General features: G+C 64.1%; 10 protein-coding genes. 7 read left to right on the top strand and 3 right to left on the bottom strand.

Annotated elements, in window-relative coordinates; genetic code table 11:
* Positions 1 to 39: 39 nt before the first annotated feature.
* A complete protein-coding gene (locus ABD742_RS21540) occupies positions 40 to 432 on the top strand; it encodes a DUF1304 domain-containing protein (RefSeq protein WP_234753947.1) in 393 nt (130 codons plus the stop codon).
* A gap of 79 nt (positions 433 to 511) precedes the next feature.
* On the opposite strand, the gene ABD742_RS21535 is transcribed toward ABD742_RS21540, so the two are convergent.
* Positions 512 to 3,283, bottom strand: a complete 2,772-nt coding sequence (locus ABD742_RS21535) for an aminotransferase class I/II-fold pyridoxal phosphate-dependent enzyme (protein WP_234753993.1) — start codon at positions 3,281 to 3,283, stop codon at positions 512 to 514.
* A gap of 370 nt (positions 3,284 to 3,653) precedes the next feature.
* The gene (locus ABD742_RS21530; RefSeq protein WP_234753948.1) at positions 3,654 to 4,655 is read right to left on the bottom strand and encodes an Lrp/AsnC family transcriptional regulator; all 1,002 of its coding nucleotides are present in this window, start codon (positions 4,653 to 4,655) and stop codon (positions 3,654 to 3,656) included.
* Positions 4,656 to 4,803: 148 nt separating this feature from the next.
* On the opposite strand from ABD742_RS21530, the gene ABD742_RS21525 reads away from it, so the two are divergent.
* From ABD742_RS21525 to ABD742_RS21510, 4 genes are all read left to right on the top strand, one after another.
* Positions 4,804 to 6,222, top strand: a complete 1,419-nt coding sequence (locus ABD742_RS21525) for an MFS transporter (protein ID WP_234753949.1) — start codon at positions 4,804 to 4,806, stop codon at positions 6,220 to 6,222.
* Positions 6,223 to 6,233: 11 nt separating this feature from the next.
* Positions 6,234 to 7,445: an amidohydrolase gene (locus ABD742_RS21520; RefSeq protein WP_234753950.1), complete on the top strand. Its 1,212-nt coding sequence runs from the start codon at positions 6,234 to 6,236 to the stop codon at positions 7,443 to 7,445.
* Between the two features lie 143 nt (positions 7,446 to 7,588).
* Complete coding sequence (locus tag ABD742_RS21515) at positions 7,589 to 8,935, top strand: acyltransferase family protein (protein ID WP_234753951.1); 1,347 nt, start codon at positions 7,589 to 7,591, stop codon at positions 8,933 to 8,935.
* Complete coding sequence (locus ABD742_RS21510; RefSeq protein WP_234753952.1) at positions 8,932 to 9,288, top strand: GNAT family N-acetyltransferase; 357 nt, start codon at positions 8,932 to 8,934, stop codon at positions 9,286 to 9,288. The genes ABD742_RS21515 and ABD742_RS21510 overlap by 4 nt, the downstream gene beginning before the upstream one ends.
* Before the next feature lie 115 nt (positions 9,289 to 9,403).
* Here the strand turns inward: ABD742_RS21510 and ABD742_RS21505 are convergent, their stop codons facing one another.
* Complete coding sequence (locus tag ABD742_RS21505) at positions 9,404 to 9,820, bottom strand: hypothetical protein (protein WP_234753953.1); 417 nt, start codon at positions 9,818 to 9,820, stop codon at positions 9,404 to 9,406.
* A 121-nt stretch (positions 9,821 to 9,941) separates the two neighbouring features.
* On the opposite strand from ABD742_RS21505, the gene ABD742_RS21500 reads away from it, so the two are divergent.
* Positions 9,942 to 12,560 (top strand): SpaH/EbpB family LPXTG-anchored major pilin, encoded by a 2,619-nt coding sequence (locus ABD742_RS21500; protein ID WP_234753954.1) that lies wholly within the window; start codon positions 9,942 to 9,944, stop codon positions 12,558 to 12,560.
* Between the two features lie 231 nt (positions 12,561 to 12,791).
* The gene (locus ABD742_RS21495; protein ID WP_234753955.1) at positions 12,792 to 16,175 is read left to right on the top strand and encodes a DUF7927 domain-containing protein; all 3,384 of its coding nucleotides are present in this window, start codon (positions 12,792 to 12,794) and stop codon (positions 16,173 to 16,175) included.
* Positions 16,176 to 16,186: the final 11 nt, after the last annotated feature.

Raw genomic sequence — 16,186 nt, 5'->3', positions numbered from 1 at the left:
TTGAGGCTCCGTGCAACACAGGGAGGCTAGGATCAGCACATGATCCTGGCCTCCCTGATTTTCGCCCTCATTGCCGGCTTGTTGCACGTCTACATCTTCAGCATGGAGTCCATCACCTGGACCCGTCCGGCCACGTGGAGGCGGTTCAGCGTCGCTTCCCAGTCCGACGCCGAAACCACCAAGCCCCTCGCGTACAACCAGGGTTTCTACAACCTCTTCCTTGCCATCGGGGCGCTCGCCGGGATCGTCTTTGTCGCACTTGGTCATCCGCAGGTGGGCTGGACCCTCGTCTTCAGTTCGTGCGGCTCCATGCTGCTGGCGGCAATCGTGCTCGCCTTGAGCGGCAAAAAGTACCTCCGCGCTGCGGTTCTTCAGAGCACGACGCCGCTACTCGCCGTCGTGCTCGGCATCCTCGCCGTGGCGCTCGGCTAAGCGCGGAACCCTCGCTCACGTATGTGCCCTCCAAGCCCGTCGCTCGCTCACTTATATGGGCTTTTGGGGTGACCCTAGCTCACCCCGTCAACACCCTGAACCCCAATTCCGCATTGAAGCCGTGGATTTCCCGCGTGTCCAGAGCCGACATGAAGGACAGGATTTCCTCCGTGATCACCTGCCCGGGAACCAAGACCGGGAACCCCGGCGGGTAGGGGGTGACGAAGGAGGCAGACACCATTTCCTCGCCCGCGGCGATCCTTCGCGCAAGTTCGGCCGCACTGAAGTATTCGCAGGATCCAGCTTTGTAGCTCTCGAAGTAGGCCGCGCGCATGTTGCCATCGGGAGTTTCCGCGTCCTTGCGGAATCGTTCTGCGAAGCGGCTGAAATCCGGCAAGGGTGGCGGCGTGCTGGTCAGCGCCGCGACACGCGTACGGCGGGCCCGCTGGCCCAGGCCACTCAGACCGGATTGCTCGTCTTCGAAGGTCTCGGCCAGCTTGACCAGGACCTCGACGAGGTACGCGACGGCACTCCGGGAGGTACCAATGTTGGTCATGAAGAGCACGCTGTTCCTTGACGTCTTGTTGACTTGGATCCCGTACTTGTCCATCAGATAGTCGTGCTTGAAGGTATCGCCGTCCACGCCGGTGAGGCCGATGTGCAGGGTCAAACGGCTCGGATCAACAACGAATTCGTCGCGCTCCCAAGCTTCCGACATGGCTGCCAGCCCGTCGCGGAGCGGCATTTGCCGGTTGGTTTCGCGATACTGCGCAGGTATGAGGTCCTTGGTGCCGAGGACGCGGAAGTACTTCTTCAGCAAGGGATGCCTCGCCACGGCCTGGGCGATGCTGACCGCGAGATCTGCCTGCCTTTGCACGAGCTCGTAGCCTTCGAACTCGACCTGCCGCCGTCCCATGTCCAGGGAAGCCAGGATCTGATAGTTGGGTGACGTGGAGGTGTGCGTCATGTACGCCTCCCGGAAGCTCTCCTCGTTCAACTGGCCAAAGTCCTGGTCATGGATGTGGATCATGGACCCCTGCCGGAGCGACGTCAGGGTCTTGTGGGTCGACTGCGTTGAGTAGACCCTCAAGCGTGCCTTCGCCGGATCGGGCACCAGCCTCGTCTTCAGGAGCAGCTCATCGTTGACGGGCCCGACGCCGGAACCCGGGCCGCCGTCGTCGGGCCCGCCGCCCGCTTGGCCGCCGCCCGCTGGGTCGCCTGCCGCCCCAAGCTCGCGCAATTGCTCGGCGTGGCGCCGGGCGTAGGCCGGATCGGCGAAGGACTTTTCAAGCGATCGGGTCGAAGCCATGGCCGTGCGACGGCGGTAGATGTGGTGGAAGCCCGCGAACGCGAACCAGGCCTCGTCCCACAGGAAAACCAGGTCAGGTTTGATGGCGAGGCACTCCTCCATCACTCGTTCGACGTCGTACACAATGCCGTCGAACGTGCAGTTGGTGAGGGCAAGCATCTTGACCTCGTGGAGCCTGCCTGCCCGGCGGTAATCCAGGAGCATCCGTTTGATGCTTTCCAAGGGAACCGCGCCATAGAAGGAGAAATCGTTCAAGGGGTAGGCGTCCAAATACGAGACCTGCGCGCCGGCCAGCATGAGGGCGTAGTGGTGCGATTTGTGGCAGTTCCGGTCGACCAGGACCACATCGCCGGGAGCCAGGATCGATTGGTGCACGATCTTGTTGGCTGTTGACGTCCCGTTGGTGACAAAGAGCGATTTTTGGGCACCAAATGCCCGGGCCGCCAGCTTCTGGGCCTGTTTGAGGGAGCCACGGGGGTCCAAGAGTGAATCGAGCCCGCCGGACGTGGCGGAGGTTTCGGCAAGGAGCAGGTTGAGGCCGTAGAACTCGCCGAGATCGTTGATCCACTTGGAATGGATGACCGATCCACCCCGGGACACCGGCAGGGCATGGAAAACACCGGCGGGTTTGCGGCTGTATTGCTGGACCGCGTGGAAGAACGGCGCTTCATATCGTTCCGCGATGCCGGCCAGCAAGGACAAATGGAGCTCCAGCCCATCCTGGCGGCGGAAAATCCGGCGGAATTGGCGGGTCAAGGAACCGGCGAGTTCTTCGATCCCCACTCCGGCCACCAGGTAGAGATCAAGTTCGGGGCGGAGTTGGCCCAGTTTCTCCGCCAAGCTCAGGATGCGGTCCAACGGTCGCTGGGGGAGCGACTTCCCCAAGAACCGGTCCAGGAAGCTGCGCACATCCCGGCTCAGGCGCTGCCTGCTGTTCGGGACGAATCCCGGCCGCAGCACACACGCCTGGATGTCGGGGTTGAGCAGGATGGCCACGATGGCGTCCTCGAAGCTCGGCACGCACACGAGCTCGTAGTTGAAGGCGTCGGCGGGGCGGCGCTGGCTGAAAAGTTCCGCTTGAAGGGCTTCGCGGTCGGCGCTGGAGATGTCATCGATCACGAGGACCTCGAACCGCTTGCGCGCTTCGGCGGGTTCTTCAACCCGGTCCGCTTCGCGTTCGGGATCCGGTGAGGGTTCCTGGGCGTGTTGGTTGTGGCCGGCAACGCGTCGCGCGACCGGTTCGATGAGGCTTAGCGCCTCAGGGTATTCTGCAGCTTCCAGGACCCGCCGCAATTCCATGACATATTGCTGCCCCGGAGACGCCCAATACATTTCGAGGGATTCCAGCAGCGGCAACAACCTTCTGACATCCCGCGGCAGTTCCCGCGGCGGGCGGACCCCGCCGGAACGCGATGTGGCGGCGGCCAGCTGTTTGACGGCGTAGCCAAGGAACTCCCAGGCGTCGGCGCGCACCCGCCAGGCGCTGCTGGGGACCTCGCCGCCGGACCCGGAATCGTCGTCCGCGTTTGGCCTCGCCGCCAAACCGAGGCCAAGCGATGCGCCACTGGCCAGGGCGGCTGGAGCGAGGGGAAGTGGGGCTGACTGCACTGTCGCGAAATCGGCGCGTGCCACGATGACTCCTTTGTCATGGATTGATAGCACTCTCTACTAAACGCCGCGAGTCGTCGCGCCGCACGGTAAATGTTCGTGTTGCCGTCTGGGTGTCCAGATGGGAGCGGCACTTCCCGTCATTGGTGAGCGAGCGTTGTGGGATTTGGCGTCATTGGTGAGCGAGCGTTGTGGGATTTGGCGTCATTGGTGAGCGAGCGTTGTGGGATTTGGCGTCATTGGTGAGCGAGCGTTGTGGGATTTGGCGTCATAGGTGAGCGAGCGTCGGGGACGGGGCGGGCAGCTAGGCTTCACGCCACAGCGGCAACGGGACCACGCTGCGGCTGCGTCCGGACTCGTCCAGCACGTGCCCGAGGCGTTTGTAGTTTCGCACCACGGCTTGCCGGGAGATCACGGCGCTCCCTGGCGCGCGCTCCGCCAGTTCGCACTCGTGGCCCTGGACCTCCAAGTAGTCGCGGACCCAAAGTGTCACGAGCAGATTCTGGGCGCCCAGAACCTGGGCGCTGAGCCGGCAGTTCGGCAGCGCAGCGAAATAGCGCCCGACGGCGTCAACATGGTGGGCGGGCACGTTGAGGATCAGGCTCACTTCCCTTAGTCCTTGTTGGGCGGAAACGGACGTATCGCACCTCAGCGTCATGTAGCCGGACGCGAGGAACCGCTCCACCCGCCGTCGTGCCGTTTGGGGAGAGACGCCGCAGGCGGCTCCCAGTTCCGCCCAACTGGCCCGCCCGTCCTTGGCCAGTTCCTCCAAGAGGGACGCATCCAGCCGGTCGGGAGCGTAGGCGGCCGGGGCGGGCAGGGGTTCTACCGACATGAGCCGGGCCCGCGCCGGTTCGAGGGTGCCGCTGCGCCAGTCGGAAGCCTGCCGGTACAGCTTGGTGACGAAAACGACTTCCCGGTGGGTCACTCCGGGGAGGCCTGCGAAGGAGCCGGTGACGATGTCCATTAGCTCTTCGTGGCTGGAGGCGAAGCAGTCCACGAAGAGATCGTGCGAGCCGGACACCAGCGAAACGGTGCCGAATGCCGGCTCCGCACACAGCTTTTGGACCAGGGCTTCGTTCTCGCTTGGAAGGGAAGAAAGGCTGATGAACGCCGACCAGCCAGCACTCAGATAGCGCGGACCCGGGGCCGGGGTGATCCACGCCAGTCCCTGCTCGGCAAGGGAGTTCCAGCGGCGCGCGACGGTAGGCCCGGACAAGCCCAGGACATCCCCCACCCGGCTCCAGTCGGCACGGGGATTGATCTGCAGGGCATTGACGATTTCGAGGTCAGTTTCGGAGATCATGGCTGATTCCTTCAAAATTCACGATTCTCAGAGGATTTCAAACAAATTCCTAGCCAGTGTAGACGGCGGACCTAACGTTGTGACTCGCATCACCCCCACTTGCATCCCAACGCCCAGGCAACGACGCCCCCAACACTCAAGGAAGCACATGGCAAGCAAGACAGCACCTCCGGCGACGGCAGCCGTCGCACGCCGGACCATCACCGGAATGATCGTGGCGATGGCCCTGATCGAATCACTCAGTGGAGCCACCCAGGGTTACCTCAACCCCATCCTCCCCGCCCTCGGGCCGAGCTTTTCGATCGATGACCCCACCATCAACGGCATTTTCCTGATCTCAAACGTGAGCTTTGCCGTGCTCACGCCGATCATCTCGCGACTCGGCGACAGCTATGGCTACAGGCTCGTGCTCCGCTGGTCGACGGCGGTAGTCGCGGCCGGCGTCCTCATGATGGCGTTGTGGCCCTCGCTGTGGACGGTGACAATCGGCGTCGTCATGCTCACGTGCGTGGTTGGCTTCATTCCGCTGATGATGGGCATCCTGCGGGTGAGCAGCCCGGCGCAGACCCGCACCGGCGTGAGCGTGATGATCGGCATGCTCATGATCATGGTTGGCGCAGGCGGCCTGCTTGCCGGGATCATCGGCGTCGACGATCCCACCCTCGGTTTCTGGGTAGCGGTGCCGTTCGCGGTTGTGGGGCTGCTTTGTTCCTTCGTCCTGCCCGACGCCGGGACCCCCACCCGCGAAGGACTAGCCTTGGTGCCGCTCCTGGCATGTTCCCTCGGCCTGATCGGCTTCGTGGTGGCCCTTTCGATGGGCCCGGACTGGGGTTGGTTGGATGCCAAGACCCTGGGATCCGGAATCATCGGCCTCGCGCTGTTGGCCTACTGGGTGGTCCTGGACGCTCGAGGCGTGAACGGGAAGCGCTTCATGGACCTGCGGATGCTCGCCATCCCGCGCATCCGGACGGTCTCGCTGGCCACCTTCTTCTTCGGTTTCGCCTCCATCAGCTACTTCGGCACCAACGGGATCTTCCTGTATTCGAACCCTGACAAGACCGGCTACGGCTTCGCGCTGAGCCCGCTCATGATCGCCATCGTCCTGGCCGCCGCATCGGTGCTCTCGCTGCTTTCCTCGCTCCTGACCTCAAGGGCTCTTAGCCTGTTCGGCGAGCGTGCGACCCTGGTATTCGCCGGTCTCCTGCTGGCGGGCGGCTTCCTGGTCATGGCAGCTGCGCACGGCTCCCTGGCCGGCTACTGCGCCGGTTTCGCCATGTTCAACCTGAGCCTTGGCATGTATCAGGCGGGAACCCGGGCACTGTCTGTGGAGGGCGTTCCGCTGGAGGAAACCTCGACGGCGGCCGGCCTCAACGAACTGGCGCTGTCCGTTGGCATTGCGGTGGGTGCCGCCGTCGTGAAGCTCATCTCCTCGTCTTCAGTCCAGTCAGGGCATATCAGCGAGGGGGGCCTCCTGTCGATCTGGATTGCCCTGGCCATCGCGGCCTTTATCGCTGCGGCAGCAGCCGCCCGTTACCCGAAGCGGCACGCAGCGGCGACAGCCGCATGAAAGCCGCCGCCATGAAAGCTGCTGCCTTGAAGGCCGGGTCCCCGGAAACCGCAACGCCCACCACGACGTCACCGGCCGCCGTCGAGCGCTCCGTCTCTGCCGCGCTGGAACGGTGGGAGCCGGAAGTCGTTGGCCTGAGCCACGCGATCCACGCCGATCCCGAGCTCAGCGGGCAGGAGTTCCGTGCCGCGAAGCGGGTTAGCCGGCTGCTCCGGAGCGCTGGCTTCAGCTTTGACGGTCCGCAGCCACTGCTCCCTGCTTCCTTCAGCGCGAGGTTCGGGGCCGGTGAGCTGGTGGTCGCACTGTGCGTTGAATACGATGCTTTGCCGACCATTGGCCACGCGTGCGGACACAACGTGAACGCCGCCTGTGCTGTGGGCGCGGCACTCGCGCTCGCCTCCGTCGCCGACGGGCTCGGGATCACTGTCAAGGTCCTCGGCACTCCGGCGGAAGAGACAAGCGGCGGCAAGGTCGATCTCATCGGCGAGGGCTTCTTCGAAGACGTCTCCCTGGCGATGATGGCCCATGCAGGCGCCGAGGACGTCATCGGCGGCTCGTCCCTGGCCATGGGTATGTGGGACGTGCTCTATGAAGGGCGCCCCGCGCATGCTGCGGCCGCTCCATCCGAGGGGGTCAATGCCCTCGATGCGCTCGTGATTGCACAGACGGCCATTGCCTTGGCACGGCAGCAACTTCCGCCCGCCTCGGTTGTTTCGTTGATCGTGACGGAAGGCGGGAGCGCCGTCAACGTCATACCGGAGCGTGCCCGGGCGAGCGTGGAAATGCGTTCACCGAGCCTCAAGAACCTGCGAACCATCGAGGAACGCGTGCGGCGCTGCCTGGAGGCGGGCGCACTTGCCAGCGGGAGCGCCCTCAAGGTCACGCCCACGGGTAACGCCTACGCCGAACTCAGGCAGGACCGGTACCTTTCCGAGGCCTACCGGGAAGCGATGTCCGCCCGAGGGAGGGCTGTCGCGTTCAACGAAGATCCAGTAGCTTCCACGGATATGGGCAACGTCTCGCAACTGGTCCCAAGCATCCATCCGCTGCTCGGCTACGACGTGGGCGGGGCCGCCCACCACACCGCCGAGTTTGCTGCCCACGGCTCGTCCGCTTCCGCGGACCGGGCGGTCCTGGACGGCGCCTTCGGCCTGGCCCTGGCGGCGTGCGCGGCGGCCAAGGATCCGCGGCAACGGGAACGGCTGCTGAACGTCCGTCGCTAAACGCCGCGACCGTGGGTGCGGTTCCACAGCTGCGTTCCGGAACGCAGCTCGCGGGCCGCACCCACGAATTCGCACGTTCGCCCGCTCTGGTTCCCACCGTCGAGCGGGCGGACAATGATCTCAGCAGTTCGCGAGGGAGTGTAATGGGATTCTCGAGGCAACAAAAGACGTCCGTGGCCATGGCCGCATTTGGCCGCTCACGTGATCCCGTGATCGATCTCGCCCGGTTCTTCTGCCTCATCCTGGTGGTGCTCTCGCACTGCATGATGGTCAGCCCGGTCCTGCACCCGGACGGCACCGTCACCACTGAAAACACGCTCATGGAGCAGCACTGGTTCGAGCCCGTCCTGTGGGTGTTCCAAGTGATGCCGCTGTTCTTCGTCCTCGGCGGCATCACGGGACTGGAATCGTGGCGTCGCTTGCGTGCGCGCGGCGGCTCCGGCGTCGATTATGCGCAACTGAGGCTTTTGCGTCTCATCCGTCCGGCAACTGCGCTGCTGGCCTCGATGTTCGTGGGGTTGTGGGCCGCAAGCCTGCTTGGCGTCGACCCGGAAGTGGTCCAGCTCATCGCGACTGGGGCGGGCATGCCCTTGTGGTTCCTGGCCGCGTACCTCGCAACTCAACTCAGCGTTCCCTTGCTGGCCCGGCTGCACGGACATTCCCCGTGGTTGACCCTCGGCGGGCTCGTGGCCGCCGTGATCACCCTTGACTCCCTGCGCGGGGCGTTTCCGATGCTCGCCTTCGTCAACATGCTCTTTGTGTGGTGCGCGGTCCAGCAATTCGGCTTCTTCATCGCCGACGGCATCTTCGCGGGGCGCAGCCGGGGCTGGTTCGCGGGGTTGATCGTGGGCAGCAACCTGCTGCTGGGGTTCGTGACCGGGATCGGGGTCTACTCCGGAAACATGATCGTGGACCTGAATCCGCCCAACTTCTGCATGCTGCTCTTGGGCCTGTCCCAGGCAGCAACGCTCCAGCTGCTGCGCCCCGGCCTTGCCTGGGTGGCTGGCGTGCGCTGGATCCGTTGGGTGGTGGCCGTGGCGGGCCGGCGGTCCATGACGGTCTATCTGTGGCATTTGCCCCTGCTCGCAGCAATGTCGGGGCTGCTTCTGCTCACTGGCTTCCCCAAACCGGCGGCCGGTACGGCCGAATGGTGGTGGGCCCGCCCACTGGTGCTGTTCGGCGTCCTCCTGCTCTTGCTCCCGGTCCTGCTGCTGTGCGGCAGGCTTGAGGAGCGCCCGACGGCGGCCAGCCACGCGCGCGGCAGGACGCACGTCGCGGTGGTGACTGCCGGCGTCGTGGTCTTCATTCCGGTGGTGGACGCCGCCTTCAACGGACTCACGCTGACCCTTCTCGCTGGGGGAGCGGCGTGCTTCGCGCTGGGAGTGTTACTACTGGGACGGGTGCCGGCCGGAGTCCTTTCCGTCGCGGTTCCCGATGCCCCTACGGTGCCATTGCCAGAGCCCGGTTTACGTGCGAATCTCGACTCATGACTGAGTTCACGGATTCAACCGCAGAGTCGTTCAGCCCGGACGTCACAACGGTCAGGAACGACAAATTCCACCGCTACGAGCTTCTGGTTGACGGTGAAGTAGCCGTGATCTCGCAGTTTATGGACAAACCCGGCCACATCGACTTCCTCCACACCGAGACGCGCTCGCAGTTCAAAGGCCGCGGGCTGGCCAAGGTCCTGGCGCACTTTGCCTTGGACGACGTCGTCGCCTCCGGCAAGCGGATCATTCCGCATTGCCCGTTCATTGCGGCCTATCTGCGCAAGCATGAGGGTTACGAGCTCGACGTTGATTGGCCACCGGAACCGCCGGTGGGGGAACCGGACAACGAGTAGTCATTCGGCCGCGGAGTGAGTTGAATCATCTGAACTTCCCGTCGACTGCGATGAGTGGTCGTGTCACTAATGAGTGGGTGCGGACTCGGGATCGTGACGCAGTTTTGCTTAAGGTCTATTGTTTGAGGGCCACAATGGCGTCGTGTTCGTCGCGGATTACCCGGCCTCGGGACATTCCGGCGACCCCCATAGCGCTGACAAGCTCGCCGCCGTGCCGGTGATCGGAGGCACTGACCACGTACGAAAAGCTCAACATCGCTGATTCTCCGGAGGACAACGTCCCGATATCCAGGTCCCAATCGTGGGGCTTGGACGTGTAATCAAGGCTCTCCATTCCTTCATTGGTGAAGGAGCCAGGAATGAGGCACACGTTGCGGAGTAGGACCTTGGAATCATTGATGATCCATGCGGTGAAAATAATGGTCTCGCCCGGGCCTGCCGCCGACTTGTCTGCCCCGTAAACGAGGACAATATTCCCGACATGTTTCTTTCGGGCAAGCGGTGCTGAGCGGAGTGGGCGGCGTCGGGTCATGCCAGTTGAGTGTGGCTCGCGGCGGAATCGTGTTGCCGCGGGCCAAACTCGCTGCCGTCGAATAACCGGGCCTGCGTAAGATTCAAGTCACATGCAATTTCGGCTGTCACACTGGATGGTTATGGGGCAGGTTTCAGAGGACGGTTCGAATGGCGGAGACGCGTCGATTGCCGTCGGGCACAGCGACCCTCAAATCATGGCCATGGTGCGTGACGGCGATGCTTCCGCCTTCGATGTGCTGTTTCAGCGGCATTTGGCAGCGGCCAAGTTTGTCGCCCGTGCCCAGACGGACAATGTCAGTGACGCCGACGACGTCGTGTCCGAGGCGTTTGCTTCGATTTTCCAAGCCCTCACTGAGGGCAAGGGACCGGACCATTTCTTCCGCTCCTATCTTCTGACTGCCGTGCGGCGAATTGCCCATGACCGGAACCGGAAGTCCAGGCGTACCCAGGTCGTGGGCGACGTCGACGTCCTAGATACCGTTGTCGTCGACGCGGACACCGTTCTGGACGCCTTTGAGTCCAGCACGATGGCGAAGGCGTTCAAGTCGCTTCCGGAACGCTGGCAAGCGGCCCTCTGGCACGTGGACATCGAAGGCCTGAAACCTGCCGCGGCCGCACCCTTCATCGGATTGAGCCCCAACGGCGTCTCCTCGCTCGTGATCCGGGCGCGTGAGGGGCTCCGGCAGGCCTACTTGCAAAACCACGTCAATGTGGCCAGCGACGACTCATGCGTTGAATTTTCGAGCTTGCTCGGAAAGTACGTCCGCAACGGCCTGAAACGTGCGTCACAGGAAAAGGTCAAGGCCCACCTGGAGGAGTGTTCGAAGTGCACGGCTGTGCTGGTGGAACTCAACGATGTCCAGGCGGGCATGAGGGCGCTTGTCTTCCCCTTGGTGGTCGGGGTGGTCTTTACACCGGCAGTGACCGCCGGATTTTTCCCCGGAACCGTACTCCTGGAGTCGCTTCTTCCCGGAGGGGTTCTCCCGGAGCCATTCCTTCCCGAGCCGTTCCTTCGGGAGTCGTTCCTTCGGGGAGGGGTCGAACCGGCCGCCGCGGGACTGCGGTCGGTGGGTGGATTCTGGAAGATGGCAGTCGCCGCCATGGTCCTGGGAGGCCTCGCGATTGCAGGCATTCTCATGTGGCTTGGACAGACTAGCCCGACGCCCATGGCTGAAGCCGATGTTCCGAGCATCGCCCCGTCAGCCCCGCAGTCCGCGCCGGAACGTGGCCCGACGGCGCCCCCGCCAAGCCCGGCGCCGACGTCGGACCCGCCCGCCATTGCGGTGCCGCAACCCCCGGCGCCCGCGCCAATCGTGCCCGAAGCGGTTCCTGCGCCGCGGGAGACAGCCAGGGTGGTTGATTCCGGAACCGGCATCACGAACCCCGTTCGTGAGACGGGTTCGTTGACCATCCACAAGTACGAGAGGCCGGCCTCGCCGACCAACCTGCCCAACGACGGAACGGTTCTGACTGCCGCCCAGTTGCAGGGACTGACGCCGATGGCCGGGGTGACGTTCGCGGTCCAGAAGGTCAACAATATTGATCTGACGACGAATGCGGGCTGGGCTGCGGCGGCAGCGCTGACGCCGGACCAGGCCGTGACGCAGGCGGCGACCCCGGGTTCGAAGGTCACGACCGGCGCGGCCGGAACGGCGACCTTGGGGAATCTTCCGCTGGGCCTGTATCTGGTGACCGAGACCGGCTACCCGGCCGGTGTGACTCCTGCGGCCCCGTTCCTGGTGACGGTTCCCATGACGGACCCGGCCGGCGGGAACAGCTGGCTGTATGACGTGAACGTCTATCCCAAGAACGCGGTGACCGGGGCCACGAAGAGCGTGAATGATGTGTCGGTGGTCAAGCTCGGTGACAACGTGCAGTGGACCATCAGCAGCGACATTCCCAACGTCAACCCGATTGATGGGTACCGGATCGTCGACAAGCTCGATTCGAAGCTGAGCTACACCAACTCGACCGTGGCGCTCTCCAACAATGCCGCGCTGGCGCTGAACACGGACTACAGCATCGCGTTCGACACGGCCACGAACACCCTCACAGTCGACTTCACCGCAAGCGGCCGGGCGATTCTGGCTGCCAACCCCACCGCGAAGGTCGTGGTCACGGTGAACACGACCGTGAACACGGTCGGTGAGGTCACGAACACGGCTCTTGTCTACCCGAACGCGGCCAGCTTCAACATCACTCCGGGCCAGCCCGGCGGTCCCGTGGTCACGCCTCCGGTGGCGGTGACGAAGTGGGGCAACATCGTGCTGCACAAGAAGGATTCCCAGAGTTCGGCCGCCCTGGCCGGTGCCGGGTTCTCGGTGTATCCGAGCCGGGCTGATGCGCTGGCCGGTACCAACGCGATCAGCGTCGGAGGTTCCAATTCCTGGACCACCGATGCCAGCGGCAACCTGGTGATCTCGGGGCTGCGTTACTCCAACAAGGCGAACGGAAAGCCCGTCAGCCCCGGTCAGCCCGGTTACCAGTCGTACTGGCTGGTGGAGACCAAGGCCCCGTCCGGGTACGCGCTGCTCGCCCAGCCGGTCGAGACCACGGTCACCAGCAACGACCCCTCGGCTGTGACGGTGACGATCGGCAACATCAAGCAGAACGCTGGATTCCAGCTGCCGCTCACCGGCGTAGGAACCTGGGCCCTGCCTGCGGGCGGAATCCTCGTGCTGGCAGGCGCAGGCCTGTTCATGGTCACCGGCCGCAGGAAGCCCACCGAAGTAAAATAGGCGGCTGCGGCGCCCGGAACCTGATCCGGCCGATGTTTCGCTCCGAAAATACTTTCCAACTTTCGCGTCACGATCCGCGAATTGCTCCCACTGTTCCAGTGGGTGGCCGTTTCTCCCCCCACTTCATTCAAAAATTCAACCTGTTTTCTGCGACACGAATCGCGGGAAGCGCGCACTTGATGGCTAGAGACCACCTGTGCGCCCGCTCCCGAAAGTGAAGCAAGAAAGCCTATGAAGCAGTCCCTTCCAGCCAAGCTACTGGCAATTCTCCTCACAGCAACGATTGTCGGCCTTGGTTTGGGCGGTACCTTGCCTTCACCCGCATATGCGACGACGCCGGGAACCCCGGGAGTGCCTCAGGCGGGTACTCCGGTCTACACCGAGGATTTTTCCAATCAGGATGCTTCCGCGGCTGCCATCAACATCCTGAACTACACCGGCGGTGCGGCAGCCGCGTTCTCGACGTACACGGCGGACCCGCAGTGGACTCCGGCCGGGAACCAGTGCAATGGGTGGATCATGAGTTGGACCACGCCTAACCCTCCGGCCTCCGACGCTGGCTGCCAGCGGAACCTCGGCACGACGTGGCCCTCACTTCGGAGCATGGCCCAAGCACTCGGCGTGGCGCAGGGGCAGAGCCCGGCGCAGGCGCAAACGAACCAGGCTCTGACGGAGTACACGAATGCGTCGAGCGGTTCCATCACCGCCGGCACGGAGTTCCGCACAGTGAAGACCATTCCCGCGATCGCCGGGCACTACTACGCGGTGTCGGCCTATTTCGCCGCCGTGAACTGTCCTGCCCAGGGCGGCGCCAGTCAGCCGCAGGAGACGTTCAGTCTTCTTGTGAATGGGACTCCGATCGTGCTGAGCTCAGGGCTGAACCCATGCACGAGTTCCACTGACTGGTCGACTCAGGTGACCAAACTGCAGTCAGCGGCGTACATGGTTCCGGCCGGGACGACTGCGAACCTCGGGCTGTCGCTGTACAACGCGCAGACCAATGGCTCGGGTAACGACGTGGCGTTCGACCTGCCCCAGATCGTCGACGTCACCCCGCAGTTGGACAAATCGTTCGGTCCGGCGCTCATTGCCCCCGGCCAGACGTCCATGGTGACGCTCACGGTGACCAACACCAGCGACCTGAAGGCGAAGAACGACTGGAGTATCACCGACACGCTGCCTGCCGGCGTCGTGATCGCGCCGACTCCCGTGATCGGCGGAACATGTGCACAGGTGACCGGCGCAGGGTTCGTCCGCACGGCGACTGCCGGAGCGAACACCTTCACTGCGACGGGCGGTGATCTTGCCGCGGGGCAGGCATCCTGCACCATCACGTTCAACGTGACCGCCGCGGCGGAGGGGACGTATGTCAACGGCCCGGCCAACATCGTGACCAATCTCAACCCGCCGTCGAACGCCACCCTGACCGTCCGGGCGCCGCGGATTACCCTGACCAAGGCGCTCGGAGCACCGCGCGGGGCGGCAACGGACCAGTTCACCGTGCAGATCCGCACCGGCGGGGCGACGGGCACGGTGGTTAACAACACCACCAACTCAACCACGACAGGTACGGGATCCTCAGTAACTGCGGGAACCGGCACCACCGGCGCCTACGTGGCCACGGCTGGAACCGTTTATGCCCTGACCGAAGCGGCCGCCGGTACGGCCAACCTTGCGAACTATGCCGGCACCATTACCTGTACGGACTCGTTCGGCCTACAGGCCGGTTTGCCCGTCGGGGCCGGGTTCAGCGGTTCGCTGGCCATCACGCCGGTGGCCGGGGCGAACATTACCTGCACCTTGTCAAACACCGCCCAGCCGATCATCAACGTAGCCAAGCAGGCCGGCACGGTCACCGGTCCGGATGCGAACGGCAACTTTGTCGCCAACTACACCGTCACCGTCTCCAACACCGGCTCGGCGGCCGGCACTTACGGTACCCTGGCCGACACTCCGGCGTTCGCCCCGAACCTGGCTGCAACGAGTGCTGTTTGGACGACTACCGGGACCGGGGCTCCTGCTGGTGGGTCGTCGCCGACACCCGGTCCATACGCGCTGGCCCAGCCGGGAATCGCCATCGGCCCGGGAGCCACGCAGACCTTCAATCTCGCCGTGACGTTCCACTACACGAACACCAGCCAACCAGCGGCGTGCGCGGGCCCCGGCACCGGCCTGTTCAACTCGGTTGCGTTGCCGGCTGGCCAGGAGCAGGGCCCGACGACGGACAACTCCGCCTGCGCCACCCTCCTGCCCAATCTGGTGGCCTCCAAGAGCGTGGATCCGGCGGCCGGGACCGTAGTCCAGCCCGGGCAGGTTCTGAGCTACTCGCTGGCTTTCGACAACACGAGCGGCACTGCCCCGGCCACTGTCAGTTACACCGACTGGCTCGGGGACGTTCTGGATGCCTCGAGCTTCCTGGCCAACTCCATCACCACGACCTCCACGAGCGGGACTCCCTTGGTTGTCACGAACAACTCGGGGGCGGCGCCTAAAACCTTGGCCGTCACGGGCATAGTGGCTGCCGGCGCGAAAAGCGTCGTCACGTATCAGGTGAAGGTCAATAGCGTTGGCAACCTGGGTGATGCGTCGCTCGAGAATTACCTGACACCGTCAGCCACCATCATCCCGCCATCGAGCTGCCCGGACGGCAGCATTACCTGCACTGTCAACCCCGTGGGCTCGTGGACCCTGGGCAAGACCGCCTTCCCGGCCTCCGGAACTTACCTCAACCCGGGCGACCCCAGCGCAAACAGGGTGATCACGTATACGGTGACCGCCACCAACTCCACCGTCACCCCCGTCACCGGTGTCATCCTCAGCGATGACCTGAGCCAGGTACTGAACAACTCCACGTTCACGCCCGGCTCGGCGACGCTGACCGTCAATGGCGGTACACCACTCGTAGTCCCGGACCCCGGTCCTGACATGAAGCTGGCCACGCTTCCATTCACTCTCCCAGGCAACGGCGCGGCGGTGTTGACCTACTCGGTGACTGTCAACACGAATGCATGGCTCGTCACAGTGAAGAACGGGGCAACCGGCAACGGGATCCTCCCTCCGGCACGATGCGTCACCGGAGGCTCGGCGCCACTTGACCCTGCATGTTTCACCACGAATCCCACTACCGGCCACCTGTTCCTGCAAAAGGCAGGACCCGGGACAATCCAGGGTTCCACCGTCCCGCTGATCGGCTCGACGTTTGAGATCCACAATGATGCTGCCGGGCAAATGGGCCCCACCGTCGTCGGAGTGAACAGCCCGGTATCCGGGTCGCCCGGACTGGTCGAGGTCAGGAATTTGCTTCCGGGGACCTACTGGCTGCTCGAAACCAAAGCCCCGGACGGCTACTCGCTTCTGGCCACCCCCGTGAAGTTCACCATTGCGCCGAACGGCAGCATCGCCTTGGACCCGGCCACCGCAGGAACGTCGGTAACGGCAAACAACCAGACCATCACCGTTCTGGATATGGCGTCCGTCAAGCTTCCATTCGCCGGTGGGCCAGGCACTGCCGGCATCTTCGGCGGAACGGTTCTCGGGATCCTCGCCCTCATGATTTCCCTCGCCCTCATCGTCTTCAGGCGAGCGAATAAGTCCCCACAAACCCAAACTCCTTAGCGCAGCTCCGC

The sequence above is a fragment of the Arthrobacter ramosus genome, assembly GCF_039535095.1.
GTDB lineage: Bacteria > Actinomycetota > Actinomycetes > Actinomycetales > Micrococcaceae > Arthrobacter > Arthrobacter ramosus.
The sequence above is the reverse complement of the archived record's forward strand: the minus strand, read 5'-3'. Positions and strand labels throughout refer to the sequence as shown.